Origin of the sequence: Blastococcus brunescens (assembly GCF_035320885.1) — a bacterium.
In the GTDB taxonomy this organism is placed as follows: domain Bacteria; phylum Actinomycetota; class Actinomycetes; order Mycobacteriales; family Geodermatophilaceae; genus Blastococcus_B; species Blastococcus_B brunescens.
Window position 1 is genome coordinate 1,489,844 of sequence record NZ_CP141261.1, and the last position, 15,801, is coordinate 1,505,644.

The 15,801-nt window shown below is 73.5% G+C and carries 16 protein-coding genes and 7 pseudogenes; 12 read left to right on the top strand and 11 right to left on the bottom strand.

Annotated features, from left to right (window positions below; all coding sequences use genetic code 11):
* Nucleotides 1-31: 31 nt before the first annotated feature.
* Together U6N30_RS09935 and U6N30_RS09940 are read right to left on the bottom strand one after the other, a co-directional pair.
* Nucleotides 32-580 carry a M24 family metallopeptidase gene (locus U6N30_RS09935; protein ID WP_324277167.1) on the bottom strand — a complete coding sequence of 183 codons (549 nt, stop codon included), beginning with the start codon at nucleotides 578-580 and terminating at the stop codon, nucleotides 32-34.
* Between the two features lie 821 nt (nucleotides 581-1,401).
* Nucleotides 1,402-2,667 carry a GGDEF domain-containing protein gene (locus tag U6N30_RS09940; protein WP_324277168.1) on the bottom strand — a complete coding sequence of 422 codons (1,266 nt, stop codon included), beginning with the start codon at nucleotides 2,665-2,667 and terminating at the stop codon, nucleotides 1,402-1,404.
* Between U6N30_RS09940 and U6N30_RS09945 the strand changes: the two genes are divergently transcribed.
* The 6 genes and pseudogenes from U6N30_RS09945 (at nucleotide 2,666) to U6N30_RS09970 (ending at nucleotide 5,396) form a co-directional block, all read left to right on the top strand.
* Complete coding sequence (locus U6N30_RS09945; RefSeq protein WP_324277169.1) at nucleotides 2,666-3,139, top strand: cupin domain-containing protein; 474 nt, start codon at nucleotides 2,666-2,668, stop codon at nucleotides 3,137-3,139. The two genes, U6N30_RS09940 and U6N30_RS09945, sit on opposite strands and share 2 nt — an antisense overlap.
* Before the next feature lie 75 nt (nucleotides 3,140-3,214).
* Nucleotides 3,215-3,397, top strand: coding sequence for a hypothetical protein (locus tag U6N30_RS09950; RefSeq protein ID WP_324277170.1), 183 nt, complete (start codon nucleotides 3,215-3,217; stop codon nucleotides 3,395-3,397).
* Nucleotides 3,398-3,538: 141 nt separating this feature from the next.
* Nucleotides 3,539-3,781, top strand: a pseudogene (locus U6N30_RS09955) (NAD(P)-binding domain-containing protein); the annotation flags it as partial.
* 224 nt (nucleotides 3,782-4,005) lie between these two features.
* Entirely contained in the window at nucleotides 4,006-4,194 is a 189-nt protein-coding gene (locus U6N30_RS09960) for a Rossmann-fold NAD(P)-binding domain-containing protein (protein WP_324278669.1), read from the top strand.
* Between the two features lie 105 nt (nucleotides 4,195-4,299).
* Complete coding sequence (locus tag U6N30_RS09965) at nucleotides 4,300-4,998, top strand: helical backbone metal receptor (RefSeq protein ID WP_324277171.1); 699 nt, start codon at nucleotides 4,300-4,302, stop codon at nucleotides 4,996-4,998.
* Nucleotides 4,999-5,012: 14 nt separating this feature from the next.
* Nucleotides 5,013-5,396 (top strand): DUF2784 domain-containing protein, encoded by a 384-nt coding sequence (locus tag U6N30_RS09970; protein WP_324277172.1) that lies wholly within the window; start codon nucleotides 5,013-5,015, stop codon nucleotides 5,394-5,396.
* Nucleotides 5,397-5,402: 6 nt separating this feature from the next.
* Here the strand turns inward: U6N30_RS09970 and U6N30_RS09975 are convergent, their stop codons facing one another.
* The 9 genes and pseudogenes from U6N30_RS09975 to U6N30_RS10010 all read right to left on the bottom strand — a co-directional run.
* Nucleotides 5,403-6,467, bottom strand: a complete 1,065-nt coding sequence (locus tag U6N30_RS09975) for a glycosyltransferase (RefSeq protein ID WP_324278227.1) — start codon at nucleotides 6,465-6,467, stop codon at nucleotides 5,403-5,405.
* A gap of 120 nt (nucleotides 6,468-6,587) precedes the next feature.
* Nucleotides 6,588-7,025: an ester cyclase gene (locus U6N30_RS09980; protein ID WP_324277173.1), complete on the bottom strand. Its 438-nt coding sequence runs from the start codon at nucleotides 7,023-7,025 to the stop codon at nucleotides 6,588-6,590.
* A gap of 48 nt (nucleotides 7,026-7,073) precedes the next feature.
* Complete coding sequence (gene panB, locus U6N30_RS09985; RefSeq protein WP_324277174.1) at nucleotides 7,074-7,904, bottom strand: 3-methyl-2-oxobutanoate hydroxymethyltransferase; 831 nt, start codon at nucleotides 7,902-7,904, stop codon at nucleotides 7,074-7,076.
* Between the two features lie 73 nt (nucleotides 7,905-7,977).
* Nucleotides 7,978-8,778 (bottom strand): NAD(+) synthase, encoded by an 801-nt coding sequence (nadE, locus tag U6N30_RS09990; protein ID WP_324278228.1) that lies wholly within the window; start codon nucleotides 8,776-8,778, stop codon nucleotides 7,978-7,980.
* Nucleotides 8,779-9,044: 266 nt separating this feature from the next.
* Nucleotides 9,045-9,401: pseudogene (locus U6N30_RS09995) on the bottom strand (nitrilase-related carbon-nitrogen hydrolase); the annotation flags it as partial.
* A 244-nt stretch (nucleotides 9,402-9,645) separates the two neighbouring features.
* Nucleotides 9,646-9,822 (bottom strand): annotated as a pseudogene (locus U6N30_RS10000) (nitrilase-related carbon-nitrogen hydrolase); the annotation flags it as partial.
* A 149-nt stretch (nucleotides 9,823-9,971) separates the two neighbouring features.
* A complete protein-coding gene (locus tag U6N30_RS10005; RefSeq protein ID WP_324277175.1) occupies nucleotides 9,972-10,445 on the bottom strand; it encodes a GNAT family N-acetyltransferase in 474 nt (157 codons plus the stop codon).
* A 75-nt stretch (nucleotides 10,446-10,520) separates the two neighbouring features.
* Entirely contained in the window at nucleotides 10,521-10,877 is a 357-nt protein-coding gene (locus tag U6N30_RS33670) for a universal stress protein (protein WP_422678058.1), read from the bottom strand.
* Nucleotides 10,844-11,647: pseudogene (locus U6N30_RS10010) on the bottom strand (universal stress protein); the annotation flags it as partial. The pseudogene U6N30_RS10010 and the gene U6N30_RS33670, both read right to left, overlap by 34 nt.
* Here U6N30_RS10010 and U6N30_RS33675 point away from each other — a divergent pair.
* From U6N30_RS33675 to U6N30_RS35395, 6 genes and pseudogenes are all read left to right on the top strand, one after another.
* Nucleotides 11,556-11,816, top strand: a pseudogene (locus U6N30_RS33675) (MarR family transcriptional regulator); the annotation flags it as partial. The pseudogenes U6N30_RS10010 and U6N30_RS33675 overlap by 92 nt on opposite strands.
* A gap of 305 nt (nucleotides 11,817-12,121) precedes the next feature.
* A pseudogene (locus U6N30_RS10020) lies at nucleotides 12,122-12,499 on the top strand (glutamine synthetase beta-grasp domain-containing protein); the annotation flags it as partial.
* 107 nt (nucleotides 12,500-12,606) lie between these two features.
* Nucleotides 12,607-13,331, top strand: a pseudogene (locus tag U6N30_RS10025) (glutamine synthetase family protein).
* Entirely contained in the window at nucleotides 13,318-13,458 is a 141-nt protein-coding gene (locus U6N30_RS10030; RefSeq protein WP_324277178.1) for a hypothetical protein, read from the top strand. Before U6N30_RS10025 ends, U6N30_RS10030 begins: the two are co-directional and overlap by 14 nt.
* Nucleotides 13,459-13,654: 196 nt before the next feature.
* Complete coding sequence (locus tag U6N30_RS10035) at nucleotides 13,655-15,418, top strand: acyltransferase family protein (RefSeq protein WP_324277179.1); 1,764 nt, start codon at nucleotides 13,655-13,657, stop codon at nucleotides 15,416-15,418.
* On the top strand, nucleotides 15,376-15,723 hold the full coding sequence (locus tag U6N30_RS35395) for an SGNH hydrolase domain-containing protein (RefSeq protein WP_324277180.1): 348 nt from the start codon (nucleotides 15,376-15,378) through the stop codon (nucleotides 15,721-15,723). The genes U6N30_RS10035 and U6N30_RS35395 overlap by 43 nt, the downstream gene beginning before the upstream one ends.
* Nucleotides 15,724-15,801: the final 78 nt, after the last annotated feature.

Consider the following 15,801-nt stretch of genomic DNA (forward strand, 5'->3'; position numbering starts at 1 on the left):
GTGTGTCGCCACCGCGACATCATGATCACGGTCAGCCGGACGGGATGAGGATCAGCTCGGTCTGCCGGCCGGCCAGGTACTCGACGCCGTCGCCGGTCAGGGCGATGCCCTGCTCCAGCGCCATCCGCACGCACTGCCCGCCCCACTCGGGGACCGGCCGGCGGACCGCCAGCTCGAGGGCGTAGACGGTCTCGGGGTGGACGCGGTAGTCGCCCGCACCCGGCACGCCGTCTTGCTCGTCCCACGTGCCGATGGCCGGACCGGCCCCGTGCCCGTGGAAGCCGACGGGATGGGAGTAGACGTCCGCCTCGATCCCGGCTGCCGCGGCGGCCGCGCGGGCGGCGGCGAGCACCTCGTTGCCGGTACGGCCGACGATCAGCGCGTCGGTGGTCAGGTCCTGCATCCGGTTGCCCACCTCCAACGCCTGCCGCAGCCCGGCCGGCGCCTCGGTCTCGCCGCCCCGCAGGACGTAGCCGTTGCGCTGGGTGTCGGTGCGCAGCCCCAGGCCGGACAACCCGACGTCGCAGTGGACGAGGTCGCCCGGCTCGATGACGGCGTCGTAGGGCACGGCGGGCAGCAACGCCCCTGCTGTTCGACGAGGGGAACGCCTGCGCGCTGCAGCGAGACGCTCGGGTGGAACCACGGCTCGGCGCCGAGGTCGTGCAGGCGCTGGCGGAACCACCAGGCGAGGTCCTGCGCCGTCGTCGTCCCCGGCTGGAGCACGGCGGGGAGTAGGCCTCCCGGATGACGTCGTGCACCAGGCGGTTGAGGCCGTGCAGCGCCCGGATCTCCTCGGGCAGCCGCGTCTCCAGCCAACCCACGACGAGGTCCTCCGCCGGAACGAGACGGTCGGCGTAGGGACCGAGCGCCTCGACCAGCAGCCGGTGCTCGGTGTGGGAGAGCCCGTCGGCCAGTGCGAAGGTCTCGGAGACGTCGATGCCGATGCGGCGGGGAGCAGCCTGCTCCACGATGCGGCGGACCTCGGCCCACTGCGACTCCTCGGCCGACAGACCGGCGGCGTCGCCGGGCGACCAGGCGGGCACGAACTGCCCGACCGGATATCGGGAGACCGCGGCGGCCGTGACGCCGTCGTCGCTGCGGTGCAGGACGAGCACGGTGCGCCGGCGGGCGGACAGCCACGTCGCCGGGAGCAGCGTTCCCAGCACGGGGTCCTCGTTGTACTCGCGGCCGAGGACCAGCCAGAGGTCGATGTCCGCGCGGTCCATGAGCCCGGGCAGGACGTCGAGCAGCCGTTGGGTGAGCCACCGGTCGCGGACGTCGGCCTGCTCGCGCAGCGACAGCGGCGCCGTGCGGGTGGGGTCGGGCGCGACCAGCGTCATGCCGAGAGCGTTGCAGAAAAGGGGCCTGGCTGCCGCCCGTCGCCCGGGCGGGCTGTTCCTGCTACACGTCGCTGGGGGCGGCCACGGTGAGCTCGTCGGCCAGGGGCGACCGGGCCCGGGGCAGCCACAGGGAGACGACCCGGTCGCGCCCCTGCTGCTTCGCCTCGTACATCGCCGCGTCGGCCCGGTCGACCAGCCGCCACAGCTCGTCCGTGGGGTCCTCGCCGTCGATCGGGTGGGTGAGCGCGACGCCGATCGACGCGGTGACCGCGTGCCCCTCGGCGGTGCGACTGCCGGCGACGGCCGCCCGCAGCCGCTCGGCGAGGTGGGTCGCCTCGTCGGGGTCGCTGACCAGGCCGATGACGAGCAGCTCCTCCCCACCGGTGCGCGCCAGGACGTCGGTGGGGCGGACGGCATCGGAGAGTGCTCCGGCGACCTCGCGCAGGACGGCGTCGCCGGCCGCGTGCCCGTAGTCGTCGTTGAGGCGCTTGAAGTGGTCCAGGTCGAGCACCATCGCGGCCAGGCGGTTGCCGTCCCGACGGGCCTGGCGCCACAGGCGCGGTGCCTGCTCGACCAGGTAACGCCGGTTGAAGAGGCCGGTGAGGGGTCCAGCCGGGTGAGCGTCTGGGTGGCCACCAGAAGCCGTTCCACGCGGCGGCGCAGGACGAAGACGCCGAGCGCCACGGCGTTGAGCATGCCGGCGCTGACCCCGACCTGGACGGCGAGACCGACGACGTTGTCGTAGCCCGGCCAGAGGCCGATCCCGCACGCGACCGTCGTGGCCACCATGTTCACGCCGAGCTCCCACGCGCCCAGGAACCACGCGGCGACGAAGGCGGGGAACAGCAACATGAGGGGCGTCGCGTAGAGGACCGGGTCCTGGACGCAGATGACCACGACCACGTAGATCAGGTCGCCCAGCAGCACCAGACCGAACATGTGCCAGCGACCGGCCCGTTGCCGGATGACCAGCGGGACGGCCATCAGGACCAGCGACGCCATCGTGGCGGCGTAGACCCAGCGCCAGGCGCCGTCGCGCAGCACGTCGTCGACGACCAGGTTGATCCCGCCCATGAGAGCGCCGAGGACGAGCATGGTCGCCAACGTGAAGGCAGCGACCCGGTGCTCCGGTCCGCGGCCGAGCGGGATGGGGCCGGGAACGCCGGTGCCGCGGTCGGGATCGGGCTGCCACCGGCCGGTCATGACCGAAGGATGCCGTACCAGCGGCATTCTGTAACCGGTTGTGTCCATTACATCTTTCGGTGTCCGCGGTCGGCGCTCCCGAGACGGGTGACGGGCGCCCGGCCTGCTGCCAGGGTGGCGGCATGTCCCATGTCGATCCGGCTCTCGTCGACGTCCGGACCCTCGAGGCCCATCCGCTCGTGTCCAACGGTCAGAGCAGCAAGCTGCGCATGGTCGCCCCGGGGTCGGTGACGGCGGGACGCTACGGCCTGGTCGAGTACCACCTTGCCCCGAACAGCCCCGGCGCGGCGCCGCACCTCCACCGGACGTTCTCTGAGTCGTTCTACGTCCTGACGGGAGAGCTGACCGTCTACCACGCGGGGTCCTGGGAACCGTTCGGGCCTGGTGACTACGCGCTCGTGCACGAGGGCGGTGCGCACGGCTTCCGCAACGACGGCGACGAGTGGGCCTCGTTCCTCATCTTGTTCGCCCCGGGCATCGCCCGTGAGCAGTTCTTCCTCGAGATGGCAGAGCTGCGGCGCAGTGGCCGCACCCTGACGCCCGAGGAGATGACCGCCTTCTACGCGCGTCACGACCAGGTGATGGTCGAGGGCTGAGCAGCGGCGGCCGGCCGGTGGAAGGGTGGGACGCGGCGCAGACCGCCGCCACCGACCCCGACCGAGGAGGCACGCATGGCCGGAGGGCCCTGGTTCTTCTGTCTCAAGCACCACACCGTCGAGCCGCGCGACGGGTGTGCCGAGCGTCACCGGCTCGGCCCGTACGAGACCCACGAGGAAGCCGAGCACGCGCTGCAGTCGGTCGCCGAGCGCAACGAGCAGCTCGACGAGGCCGACCGGAAGTGGGAAGGCGACTGACGCCGTCCACTCGCGGAACCCGCCCGGGTGGAAGGCGCGTGGCCCGGCCGGGGATGATCGCGCAGCGGGTCCTGGGTGGTCCGGGCCGGTGGAGGGGATGACGTGTCTGACGGGCGCACTGTGGAGGATCTGGTCGTCGGTGTGCTGGGCGGCACCGGCCCCCAGGGGCGTGGCCTCGCCGTCCGGCTGGCCGCCGCCGGCCAGCGGATCCTGCTGGGGAGCCGGGACGCCGAGCGCGCGTCCGAGGTGGCCGCCGAGGTCGCCCAGCGGGCCACCACCGCCGCCGGGGGCAGCGAGGTCTCGGTGCAGGGCGGGTCGAACGTCGACGTCGCCGGTGCCGCGGACCTGGTGATCGTCGCCGTCCCGTACGCGGGGCACGCCGCCACGCTCGCCGAGCTCGCCACGCCGCTGGCCGGGAAGATCGTCGTCGACTGCGTCGTGCCCATGGGCTTCGACGAGCTCGGCGCCTACGTCCTCGACGTCGCCGACGGCAGCGTCGCCCAGCAGGCCGCGGCGCTGCTGCCCGACAGCCACGTCGTGGGGCCTTCCACCACCTCTCCGCGGCCCTGCTGGAGGACCTGTCCCGGCCCACCCTCGACGGCGACGTCATGGTGGTCGGCGACGACCGCGCCTCCATGGACACCGTCCAGGCCCTCGCCGGCCGGCTGCCCGGCATGCGGGGGATCTATGCCGGCCGGCTGCGCAACGCGCGTCAGGTCGAGGCCCTCACGGTCAACCTCGTCTCGGTCAACCGCCGGTACAAGGTGCACGCCGGCGTGCGGATCACCGACGTCTGAGAAGGGACCCCGTCCTCCTCATCCGGCGCAGGCTCGGGACGAGCCTCCGGACGGGGCCTTCCGGGATGACCGGGGACGGCCTACGAGGGCCCGAAGCCCCGTCGCGTGGTGTCGCTGGTGCCGTCGCTGACCGAGGCGATCGCCGCGACCGATACCGCGCTGCTGGCCGGTGCCACCGACTGGTGCACCCATCCGGCCGGTCTCGACGTCCCCCGCGTCGGCGGCACCAAGTGGCCCGACGTCGCTCGGGTGCTGGAGCTGCGACCGGACCTCGTCGTCGCCAACGCGGAGGAGAACCGGGACGAGGACGTCGCTGCGCTGCGGGCCGCCGGGATCCCGGTGTGGGTGACCGCCCCGGCGACGGTTGCGGAAGCGCTGGACTCCCTCGACGTGCTCTGCCTCGTCCTCGACCGTCCGGGGCCGGGCTGGCTCGTGCGCGCCCGCGAGACGTGGTCAGCGCCGCCGCGGCTGCCGGAGGTGCGGGCGGCCGTCCCCATCTGGCGCCGTCCGTGGATGGTGCTGGGCCGGGACACCTTCGCCGGCGACCTGCTCGCCCGCCTCGGCGTGCGCAACGTGTTCGCCGGGTGCTCGGAGCGCTATCCGAAGCTGACGCGCGAGGAGCTCGCGGCCGTCGAGGTCGAGCTGGTCGTGTTCCCCGACGAGCCCTACGCCTTCAGCCCGGACGACGGTCCGGAGGCGTGGCCGCAGGCCCGTCCGGCGTTCGTCAGTGGCCGCCACCTCACCTGGTACGGGCCCTCGCTCGTCGACGCGCCCGAGCTCCTGCTCGACCGGCTCCGGGGCTGAGCCGGGCTCTCCTGGTGGGAGACTGGGGAGTGCTGCTCGCCGACGCGGTGGCCGTCCTGCACGCGACCGCGGTCCTCTTCATGCTCACCGGCTCGCTGCTGGCCCTGCGGTGGCCGCAGGTGCTGTGGCTGCACGTACCCCTCAGCCTGGCGATCCTCGGCATCTACCTCACCGGATCGGACTGCCCGCTGACCACCTGGGAGCTGGCGTTGCGCGAGCGTGCCGGTGAGCCCGGCTACGGCGGTGGCTTCATCGGGCACTACATCACCGAGCCGCTCGGCTTTCCGATCGAGGCGACGTCGACGCAGGTCGGCATCTACGTCGTGGCGTTCCTGCCCAACCTCGTCGGCTACGCGCTGCTCGCCGCCCGGGCCCAGCGCGCCCGCGCCGCCGTCTGACCTCGCTCACCGGGCGAGCGCGGTCAGGCCCTCCACCACGTCGGCCGGTGCGGGCATCGCCGCGATCTCCTCGGCCACCTCACGTGCCGCCGTGGCGAGGCCGGGATCGGAGACCAGGCGATCCACGTCGGCAGCAGAGATCCGCTCGGCGGGCACCGCGAGCCCCGCCCCGCGCGCGGACAGCAGCTCGGCGTTGACCCTCCGGTCGCCGGCGCCCGGGACGACGAGCTGCGGGACGCCGCAGGCCAGACCGGTGAGGAGGGTGCCCGCACCGCCGTGGTGGACGACCCCGGACGCGGCCGGGAAGACGGCCGGGAAGGGCAGCCACTGCGTCGTCCGGACGTTCGGTGGCAGGGGTCGACGGCTCACGCGGCGGTCCGGCCGGGCGAGGACGACCTCGACGTCGAGGCCCTGCGCTGCGGCCACCACGCTGCTCATCAGCCGGTCCGGGCGGGGATCGGCGACGGTGCTGCGGCCGACGATGATCCGGGGCCGGTCGCCGGGCCGGGTCAGGTCGTCCGGCGCCGACCCGTTGCCCGCCACCGGCACGAACCGCATCGGTGTCCCGTGCTGCTCGCCGACGAGACTCCTCGGGGCGGTGAGCAGCACCTCGGTCGGCGGCGGGATCCGGGCCACGCCGTACCGGCGGGCGGTCCCGCCGAGGTGGGCGGTGGTGACGGCGAGCAGCTGCTCGGCGTCGAAGAAGGTGTTGTTGACCAGCACCACCGGCACCCGGTGGCGTGCCGCCGCCATCGATCCCGCGGCGGCCAAGGGCTCCTGCACGACGAGGTCGGGCTGCCACTCGTCGGCCAGGGCCAGGACACCCCCGGCCATCCGGGCGGCGAGCGCGGCGAAGAGCACGCCGACGAATCGGGGCTCCCGCTCGGCGCCCCGCGCCTCGCGGCGCGCCTGCAGGGGATGCAGGAGGACGCGCGGGACGAAGACCGCGCCGATACGCACGTCCGGGGCGATGTCCCGGACGTCGAGCCCGCTGGAGCCGGCGGCCGCGGCGCCGTCCGCCCCCGTGGCGACCACGATGTCGTGACCGGCATCCCGGAAGGCGGTGGCCAGGGGAGCAGCGGCAGCACGTGCCCCACCATGGGGGCGGCGACGAAGAGCACTCGCATGGGCCTCAGGGTGAGCGACGGCCCCGCGGACCGGAAGGACCTGCGTCGTGACGAGTGGTGGCCGCTAACCGCCTGGACGGACGAGGTCGCGGCCCAGCTGGTGCAGCAGCCAGACGACGTCGTCGTTGCGCCACCACTCGGCCACCCTGCCATCGGCCAGCCGGTACGTGTCCGTCCCGGCCCAGGTCACGTGCCGGCCCGACGGTTCGATCCCGGCGAGGGGCCCGGAGTGCGTGCCGCTCGCCGTCCACCGCAGGCTCACCAGGTCGCCTTCGGCCACGAACTGGTCGGGCGTGATGCGCAGGTCGGGGAAGGTCGTCCGGAAGCCGGCGAACGCCTTCCGCAGCGCGTCCAGCCCAGCGGTGTCCGGAGCCGTGCCAGGGGTGCCCGGGTGGACACGCACGTCCTCCGTCACGAATCGCTCGAGCAGCTCGGAGCGGTGGGTGTTCACGCAGTCCTCGATGAGCCGGCGGACGACGTCCTTGTTCTGGTCGGTGCGCATGAGCCACTGTCCCGCCCGCACGGCGGTTCTCACCAGAGACCGGCGGCCCTACTCGAAGGAGTGCTCGGGCCCCGGGAAGACGCCGCTGTGCACCTCGTCGGCGAACTCGCGGGTCGCCCGCAGCAGCTCGCCGCGCAGGTCGGCGTACTTCTTCACGAACGTCGGCACCCGGCCGCCGTTGAGCCCGGCCATGTCCGGCCAGACCAGCACCTGGGCGTCGCAGTCGACGCCGGCGCCGATGCCGATCGTCGGGATCGACAGCTCCTCGGTCACCTGACCGGCGATCTCGGCGGGCACCATCTCGAGGACGACGGCGAACGCTCCGGCCTCCTGGACGGCGTGCGCGTCGGCGAGCAGCTGCTCGGCGCCGGCGCCGCGGCCCTGGACCCGGAAGCCGCCGAGCGCGTTCTCGCTCTGCGGCGTGAAGCCGATGTGCGCCATCACCGGGATGCCGGCGTCGTGCAGCAGTTTGATCTGGGGTGCGACCCGGACCCCGCCCTCGAGCTTGACCGCCTGCGCGCCGCCCTCCTTCAGGAACCGGACGGCGGTGTCGAACGCCTGCTGCGGGCCGGACTCGTAGCTGCCGAACGGCAGGTCGCCCACGATCAGTGCCCGTTTCGTCGAGCGGGTCACCGCCTTGGTCAGGACGAGCAGGTCGTCGACCGTGACCGGCACGGTGCTGCTGTACCCGAGGACGACGTTGCCCGACGAGTCGCCCACCAGGAGCACCGGGATCCCGGCCTCCTCGAAGATGGCCGCGCTGTAGGTGTCGTAGGCGGTGAGCATCGCCCACTTGTCGCCCCGCTCCTTGGCCTGCTGCAGGTGGTGCACGCGCACGCGGGCGGAGGACTGCCCGCCGTAGACGACCGACTCACTCATGATGCCTCCTCGCTGGCGCTCGTCGGCGCCATGAGCGCCACTGCTGTGTTCATGCATGACCTCGCGAGCTCGGTCATCGAGTTGCCGCTCCTTCGCGGACGGTGGGCAGGGTCTCCCGCCACCGGTTGGTGATGGGCAGGCGCCGGTCCCGGCCGAACGCCTTCAGGCTGATCTTGGTGCCCGGTGCCGACTGGCGGCGCTTGAACTCCGCGCCGTCCACCAGACGGAGGACGCGGGCCACCACCTCGGGGTCGTGCCCGCGCTCGAGCAGTTCGGCCATCCCGAGGTCGCGGTCGACGTAGTCGGCGACGACGGCGTCGAGCTCCTCGTACGAGGGCAGCGAGTCCGAGTCCTGCTGGCCCGGAGCGAGCTCGGCGGACGGGGGCTTGTCGATGCAGTGCTGGGGAATGGGCTCCACCTCACCGCGGGTGCGGGCGTGCTCGTTGCGCCAGCGGGCGAGGTCCCACACCAGGGTCTTCAGCACGTCCTTGATCGGGGCGAACCCGCCGGCGGAGTCGCCGTAGAGCGTCGAGTAGCCGACGGCGACCTCGCTCTTGTTGCCGGTGGTCAGCAGCAGGTGCCCGTGCTGGTTGGACAGTCCCATCAGCAGGGTGCCGCGCACCCGCGCCTGGAGGTTCTCGGCCGCGAGGCCGGTCAGCTCGGTGGCCTCGTGGAAGGAGTCGACCATGGGTGCGATCGGCACCACCGAGTAGTGCAGACCGACCCGTGTCGCGAGGTCCTGCGCGTCGGCGAGGGAGTGGTCGCTCGACCACTTCGAGGGCAGCCCGACCCCGTGCACCCGGTCGGCCCCGAGCGCGTCGACGGCGAGGACCGCGACCACCGCGGAGTCGATCCCGCCGGAGAGGCCGAGCACGACCGAGGGGAAGCCGTTCTTGTCGATGAAGTCCCGCAGGCCCAGGACCAGCGCCCGCCAGACCTCCTCGCAGTCGCCGAGCGGCTCCGCGACCGTGCCGGGGCGCGGTTCGACCGAGGGGCCGGCTCCTCCGACACCGCGTGCCGGATGACGGTCATCGGCCCGATCCGGCCCGCGCGGCGCTCGCGGACGACCGACGGGTCGATGGACAGGTCGACCGTCAGCAGGTGCTCCACGAACTGGGGCGCGCGGGCCAGGAGCGTGCCGTCGGCGGAAACGACCATCGAATCGCCGTCGAAGACGAGCTCGTCCTGCCCGCCCACCTGGTTGCAGTAGACGATCGGCGCCCGCGCCTCGGCCGCCCGCCGGCGCACCATCGGCAGCCGCAGGTCGTCCTTGGCCCGCTCGTAGGGTGAGGCGTTCGGTGAGACGACGAGGTCGACGCCGGCCTGGCCCGCGACGCCACAGGGCCCGCCCTCCACCCAGAGGTCCTCGCAGATGGTGAGCGCGACGTCGACGCCGTGCAGCCGGACGACCGGCAGCTCGGTCCCGGGCACGAAGTAGCGGGCCTCGTCGAAGACGCCGTAGTTCGGCAGGTGCCGCTTGTAGTAGCGCGCCACCACCCGGCCGCCGTGCAGCAGGGCTGCGGCGTTGCGCGGGGCACCGGTGCGGGGTTGGCGTCGCCCGGCAGCTCGGCGTCGTCCTCCCGTTCGCCGTCGGACGTCGGCGCGACCGGGCCGGGCGCCCCGTCGGCGTTGTGCGCGAGGTACCCGACGACGACGGCGACGTCCCCAGTCCCCGCTCGGCCAGCGTGCGGGCGAGCTCGGCGACGGCGTGCTCGCTGGCGTGCGCGAACGACTCGCGCAGCACCAGGTCCTCGGGCGGGTAGCCGGTGAGCGTCATCTCGGGGAACACCACGAGATGGACGCCGTCCTCGGCGGCCGTCGCCGTCCAGGTGGTCACGAGGTCCGCGTTGCCCGCGAGATCACCGACGCGGGTGTCGACCTGCGCCAGGCCCACGCGCAACTGCAGCTGATCGCTCACCGTCCCAGTCTGGTCGTTGCCGTGATCATGTGCCCAGGGGGCGGATGTTGATCAGGTCACCTGATCCAACCGGGTCCTCCCCACGGTCGACCGTGGGGAGGACCCGGAACGGTCAGGTCACCTGATCGTTCTGGCGGGGACGGGCCGGATCACGGTCGCCAGAAGGCGACGACCTTCGTCCGCAGCTCGGCGCCCAGCCGCCGGTAGAAACGCTGGGCGGCCGCGTTGTCCTCGCGGACCTCCCACCGGACGGCCAGCTGCTCGGGAGCGGCCAGGGCGGCCAGTTCGGTCATCAGCAGCCGGCCGACGCCGGCATCCCGGTAGCCCTCGCGCACGAACAGGTCGTCCAGGCCGAGGATGTCCCGGCCCAGCCACAGGTGCAGCCGGCGGACGGCGGACACGTACCCGGCCGGCTCCCCGTCCCGCTCGGCGAGCAGGACGACGACGTCCGGCCGGGCCAGCATCGCTGCCCAGGTCCCGGGCGTGCCGGCGACCGCGTCCGGCGTGCCCTCGTGGAGGGCGATCTCCCGGACCATCGCGAGGACGGCGGACGCGTCGTCCGGACCGGCCCGCCGCACGTCGACGCGACTGGCCGTCGTGCGGAGCGGGACCTGCCGAGCCATGGCCGGAGCATGCCGGGCCGGCGGGCGGACGGGAAGGCCAGGTGGAGGGCGCACGGTCTGGAGGCGTCTGCCGGGTCACCGGCTGGAGATGTTCCGCACCCTGCGCCGGTCGGGAACCGTGCCACGGTTCTCCTGCCCGATGATCACGACCGGGCCGGCGACCCGCGCCAGCACCCGGCGCCCCACCGACCCGGCAGCCCTGGTGAGCCGGCGGGCGCCCGGAGCCCCCAGGACGACGAGCGCGGCACCGTCGGAGGCCGCGACGAGCGCGGCGGCGGCGTCGGCGCAGCGCACCTCCGCCGTGACCGGCACGTCGGGGAACTCGTCCCGCCACGGGGCGAGCGTCCGTTCCACCAGGCCGACGGCGTCGGCCTCCGTCGCGACGCGGCAGGCGCAGACCCCTCGAGGTCCGCGGGCGGGTCGGCGGTCCACGCGTGCAGCACCGTGAGGGGTACGGCCCGCCGGTGGGCCGCCCGGACGGCGAAACCGAGGGCGGCACCGGAGGACGGTGCGCCGTCGATCCCGACCACCACCCGTGGACGGGGTCGAGGTTCGTCACCCCGGGAGAGGCCGCGCACCACCGTGACCGGACACGCGGCGGCGGCCGCGAGCTGCAGCGGCGCACGGCCGGGGAGCAGCCGGCCCAGCGCGGCGGGGGAGGAGGTGTCGAGCACCAGCAGCGCTGCCGTGCGGCTCTCCTGCAGCAGGACCTGCCGTGCCGTGCCCGGCACGAGGCGCGTCTCGACCGCGAGGCCGGAGTCGACCGCGCGAGCCCGCGCGAGGGCGGCGCCGAGCGTCCCGGCCGCCGTGGGGGACAGGAGCGACCACGGGTCGACGGACGGCGGGGTGTCCACCGGGTGCACCAGCCGCAGCGGCAGCCCCCGGGCCGATGCCTCGGCCGCCGCCCAGTCCAGGGCATCCTCGGAGGTGGCGTCGACCTGCACGACCACGGCGGGGCGGACGTTCATCGCTGCACCCGCGCGGGTCCGTCGATGAGCCTGTGCACGAGGTCCTCCTCGCCGACCGTCGGGCGCAGCGCGCCCGGGCTCACTCGAACGTATCGCAACACGATAGAAACGGGTAGCGCTGTTCCCGCGGCCACGTGATGTGATGGGCGCCGTGGCAGCCGAGGACGAGAGCGTCGGCTCGGCGCCCCTGACCAAGGGCGAGTTCGAGGCGCTGGCCCGCTTCCGGTTCGGCATCCGGCGCTACCTGCGCTTCAGCGAGGAGATCGTGCGCCGGCACGGGCTCACGCCGCAGCAGTACCAGCTCCTGCTGGCGCTCAAGGGCTTCCCCGGCCGGGACTGGGCCACGGTCGGCGAGGTCGCGGACCGGTTGCAGCTGCGCCACCACAGCGTCGTCGAGCTCGTGAACCGGGCGCAGACGCAGCTGCTCGTCGAGCGGGCAGCGCACCCCGAGGACGCGCGCGCGGTCCGCGTCCTGCTCACGGGCGAGGGGAGCGGGTGCTGGGCCGGCTCGCGGCACTGCACCGGGACGAGCTCCAGCGCCTGGACGCGGTCCTGGTTCCGCCGGACTGGCACACCACCGGCTGATCGCGGGCAGCGACGCCTCCGCGGCGCGTCCGGCTGTGTACGGATGCCCCGGAAGGGGCAGGCTTGCGCCAGACCACGGGTGCCGTCACATACCGGAAACGAGCGGACGCGATCATGCCGAGCATGGACCGACAGCAGGAGTTCGTCCTGCGGACCCTGGAAGAGCGCGACATCCGGTTCGTCCGGTTGTGGTTCACCGACGTCTCCGGCTACCTCAAGGCCGTCGCGGTGGCTCCGGCCGAGATCGAAGCGGCGTTCGCCGAAGGCATCGGCTTCGACGGCTCGGCGATCGAGGGGTTCGCCCGCGTCTACGAGTCCGACATGCTCGCCAAGCCCGACCCGGGCACCTTCCAGGTGATGCCGGCGGCCAAGGGCAGCGCGAGCGACACCGCCCGGATGTTCTGCGACATCACGCTGCCCGACGGCTCCCCGGCCTGGGCCGACCCGCGGCACGTGCTGCGGCGCACGCTGGCAAAGGCGGCGGACATGGGCTTCACCTTCTACACCCACCCCGAGGTCGAATTCTTCCTGCTCAAGAACCTGCCCGCCGACGGGTCGCCGCCCGAGCCGGCCGACACCGGGGGTACTTCGACCTCTCCACGCACAACGTGGCCCACGACTTCCGGCGCGAGGCGGTCTTCGCCCTGGAAGCGATGGGCATCTCGGTGGAGTTCAGCCACCACGAGGTCGCCCCCGGCCAGCAGGAGATCGACCTGCGCTACGCCGACGCGCTGTCGATGGCCGACAACATCATGACGCTGCGGCACGTCGTCCGGGAGGTCGCGCTCACCCAGGAGTGCACGCGACGTTCATGCCCAAGCCGTTCACCGAGCTCGCCGGCTCGGCGATGCACACCCACGTCTCGCTGTTCGAGGGAGACCGCAACGCCTTCCACGACGCCGCGGACCCGATGCGCCTGTCCACGACCGGCAAGCAGTTCATCGCCGGCCTGCTCACCCACGCCCGCGAGTACACCGCCGTCACCAACCAGACGGTGAACTCCTACCGACGCCTGCTGGCCGGCACCGAGGCGCCGACCGCCGCGACCTGGGGCCGGGCCAACCGGTCGGCGCTCGTGCGGCTGCCCTCCTACAAGCCCAGCAAGGCGCAGTCGGCCCGCGTCGAGATCCGGTCCCCGGACTCCGCCTGCAACCCCTACCTGACCTTCGCCGTCCTGCTGGCCGCCGGGCTCCGCGGCATCGAGAAGGGTACGACCTGCCGCCCGAGGCCGAGGACGACGTCTGGTCGCTCACCGACACCGAGCGGCGCGCCGCCGGCTACGAGGACCTGCCCGTGTCCTCGGCGAGGCGCTCACCGCGATGCAGGGCAGTGAGCTGGTCGCCGAGACGCTCGGCGAGCACGTGTTCGAGCACTTCTTGCGCAACAAGTGGGAGGAGTTCAACTCCTACCGGCAGAACGTCACGCCGTTCGAGCTGCGCCGCTACCTCCCCGGTCTGTAGAAGGACCCTCGGAAGGACCTCGCACCTCGCACGTTCGGCACGGGTCCACGCGACGGGGCCGTTCCATCGCGTCACCTGGCCATCCGGCCGGGTGACGTGCCCGGCGCGGCATGCCACCGGGATGTCGCGGCTCAGTAGTCTTCCTCGCTGGCAATCGACGCGGGGTGGACGACGTGGTGCGCAGGCGGCTCGGGCGGTGTCACGCCCCGTGACGGTCCTGGCCGAACCGGTCGCGGACCAGTTGCGGGCGTCGTCGCCGCAGCCGCGTGCCCGCCGCCCCGAGATCGAGGGCCTGCGCGCCCTGGCGGTCGCGCTGGTCGTCGTCTACCACGTGTTCAGCGGCCGGGTCTCCGGTGGCGTCGACGTCTTCCTGACGCTCACCGGCTTCTTCCTCGCCGTCACCCTGGGAGAGCGGTTCGCCCGCACCGACCGGTTCAACCCGCTGCGTCCCGTGGCGCGGTCGCTGTCCCGACTGGCGCCGGCCGCGTTCGTCGTGCTCGTCGTGACCGTCCTCGCGGCCCTGTGGGTGGCCCCGCAGACCCGCTGGCGCGAGGTCGTCGTCCACCTCATCTCCTCGGTCACGTTCACGGAGAACCTGCGGCTGGTCGACGAGTCGGTCAGCTACGCCGCCCTGAACGCGGCCACGAGCCCGATGCAGCAGTTCTGGTCGCTGTCGATCCAGGTGCAGGTCCTGCTGGCCGCGCCGTTCGTGGTGGCCGCGGTCGGCCTGCTCCTGCGGGCCACGGGTCTGGCCCGGCACGGCCGCCGGGTGGCGATCCTGCTGGTGGGGGCAGGGACCGCCGCTTCCTTCGCCTGGGCGCTGGTCGCGGTGCGGGCCGACCAGCAGGCCGCCTACTTCGCGACCCTGCCCCGGCTGTGGGAACTCGGAGCCGGTGCGCTGGCCGGGCTCCTGCTGGTCGACCGCCGTCCCCGCGGGCTGGTCGCCGCCGTGCTCGGCTGGGCCGGGGTCCTGGGCCTCGTGGCGTGCGGTGCGGTGCTCGACGGCGCCCGCACGTTCCCGGGGTGGCAGGCCGCCTGGCCGGTGGTCTGCGCCCTGCTGATCCTGTTCGCGGCAGACGCGGGAGGCCGCCGCGGCGCGCACCGGCTGCTGTCCCGGCCCTCCCTGCAGTGGGTGGGGCAGCGCTCGTACGGCATCTACCTCTGGCACTGGCCGATCCTCGTCCTGTCCATGGTGCACACGGGCGGGGACCGGCCGTCCGTGCTCGCGGGGACGGCGATCATCGGGTCCGCCGTCGCGCTCGCGGCGCTGACCCACCGGCTCGCCGAACGGCCGGCGCTGGACCTGCTGCGCTCCCGCCGTCCGGCCTGGGCCGTGGCGCTGGTGATCGCGTGCGCGGCGCCGCTCGTCGTCGCCGGCGCGGTCACCACCACCCAGCTGGACCGGCAGCTGGCGGACTTCGTGCCCGCCGCCGACGACCCCGACTACCCCGGCGCCCGGGCGATGCTGCGCCCGGAGCTGATGGAGCAGGCCGACGAGGTGGAGGCGGTCCCGCCGCTGTCGGTCATCCGCGACGACTGGGCCCGGATCTCGGACAGCCGCTGCGTGCGCGAGGGCGGCGAGGACCCGGACTCGCCGCTGCAGCCCTTCAGCTGCGTGCGCGGGTCCGACGACGCCGAGCGGCGCATCGTGCTGGTCGGCGACTCGCACGTCGCCTCGTGGCAGCAGCCGATGAGCGAGATCGCCGACGCCCACGGCTGGCAGTTCGTGTCCCTGATCAACCCCGGCTGCAACCTGTCCACGCAGTCGGAGTTCCGGGCCAATCGCTCGCTGGTCGAGCAGTGCGACGCCTGGCGGTCCGGACTCGTCGAGCGCATCGTCGACCTGGACCCGGACCTGGTGGTGGCCCTGGGCACCCGGATCGCGAAGGGGAGCGGGAGGCGCTGCCCGCGGGCTTCGTGGAGGCGTGGCAGCAGCTCGCGGCCGCCGGCATCCCGGTGATCGGCCTGCGGGACAACCCCCGGCACGAGCGCGACGTCCCCGACTGCGTGGCCGAGCTCGGCGATCTGGCGCCCGAGTGCGCCGTGGCGCCCGCCGACATCTACGACGACGCCGTCCTCGCGGCCGGCCTGCCCCCGGGCGTGCAGCTGCTCGACACCCGGCCGTACTTCTGCACGAGCACCGAGTGCCCGTCGGTGATCGGGAACGTCCGGGTGTACCGGGACGACGCCCACGTGACGGCCATGTACATGCGCACCGTCCGACCGGTGCTGGAGCCGGACCTCCTGGCCATGACCGGCTGGTGAGCCGCCGGCCGGACGGCCTCGTCGCAGGGGTCCGGGCCGGGCGCACGAGGCGCGGAGGGCGGCGAGGTCCTTCTACTA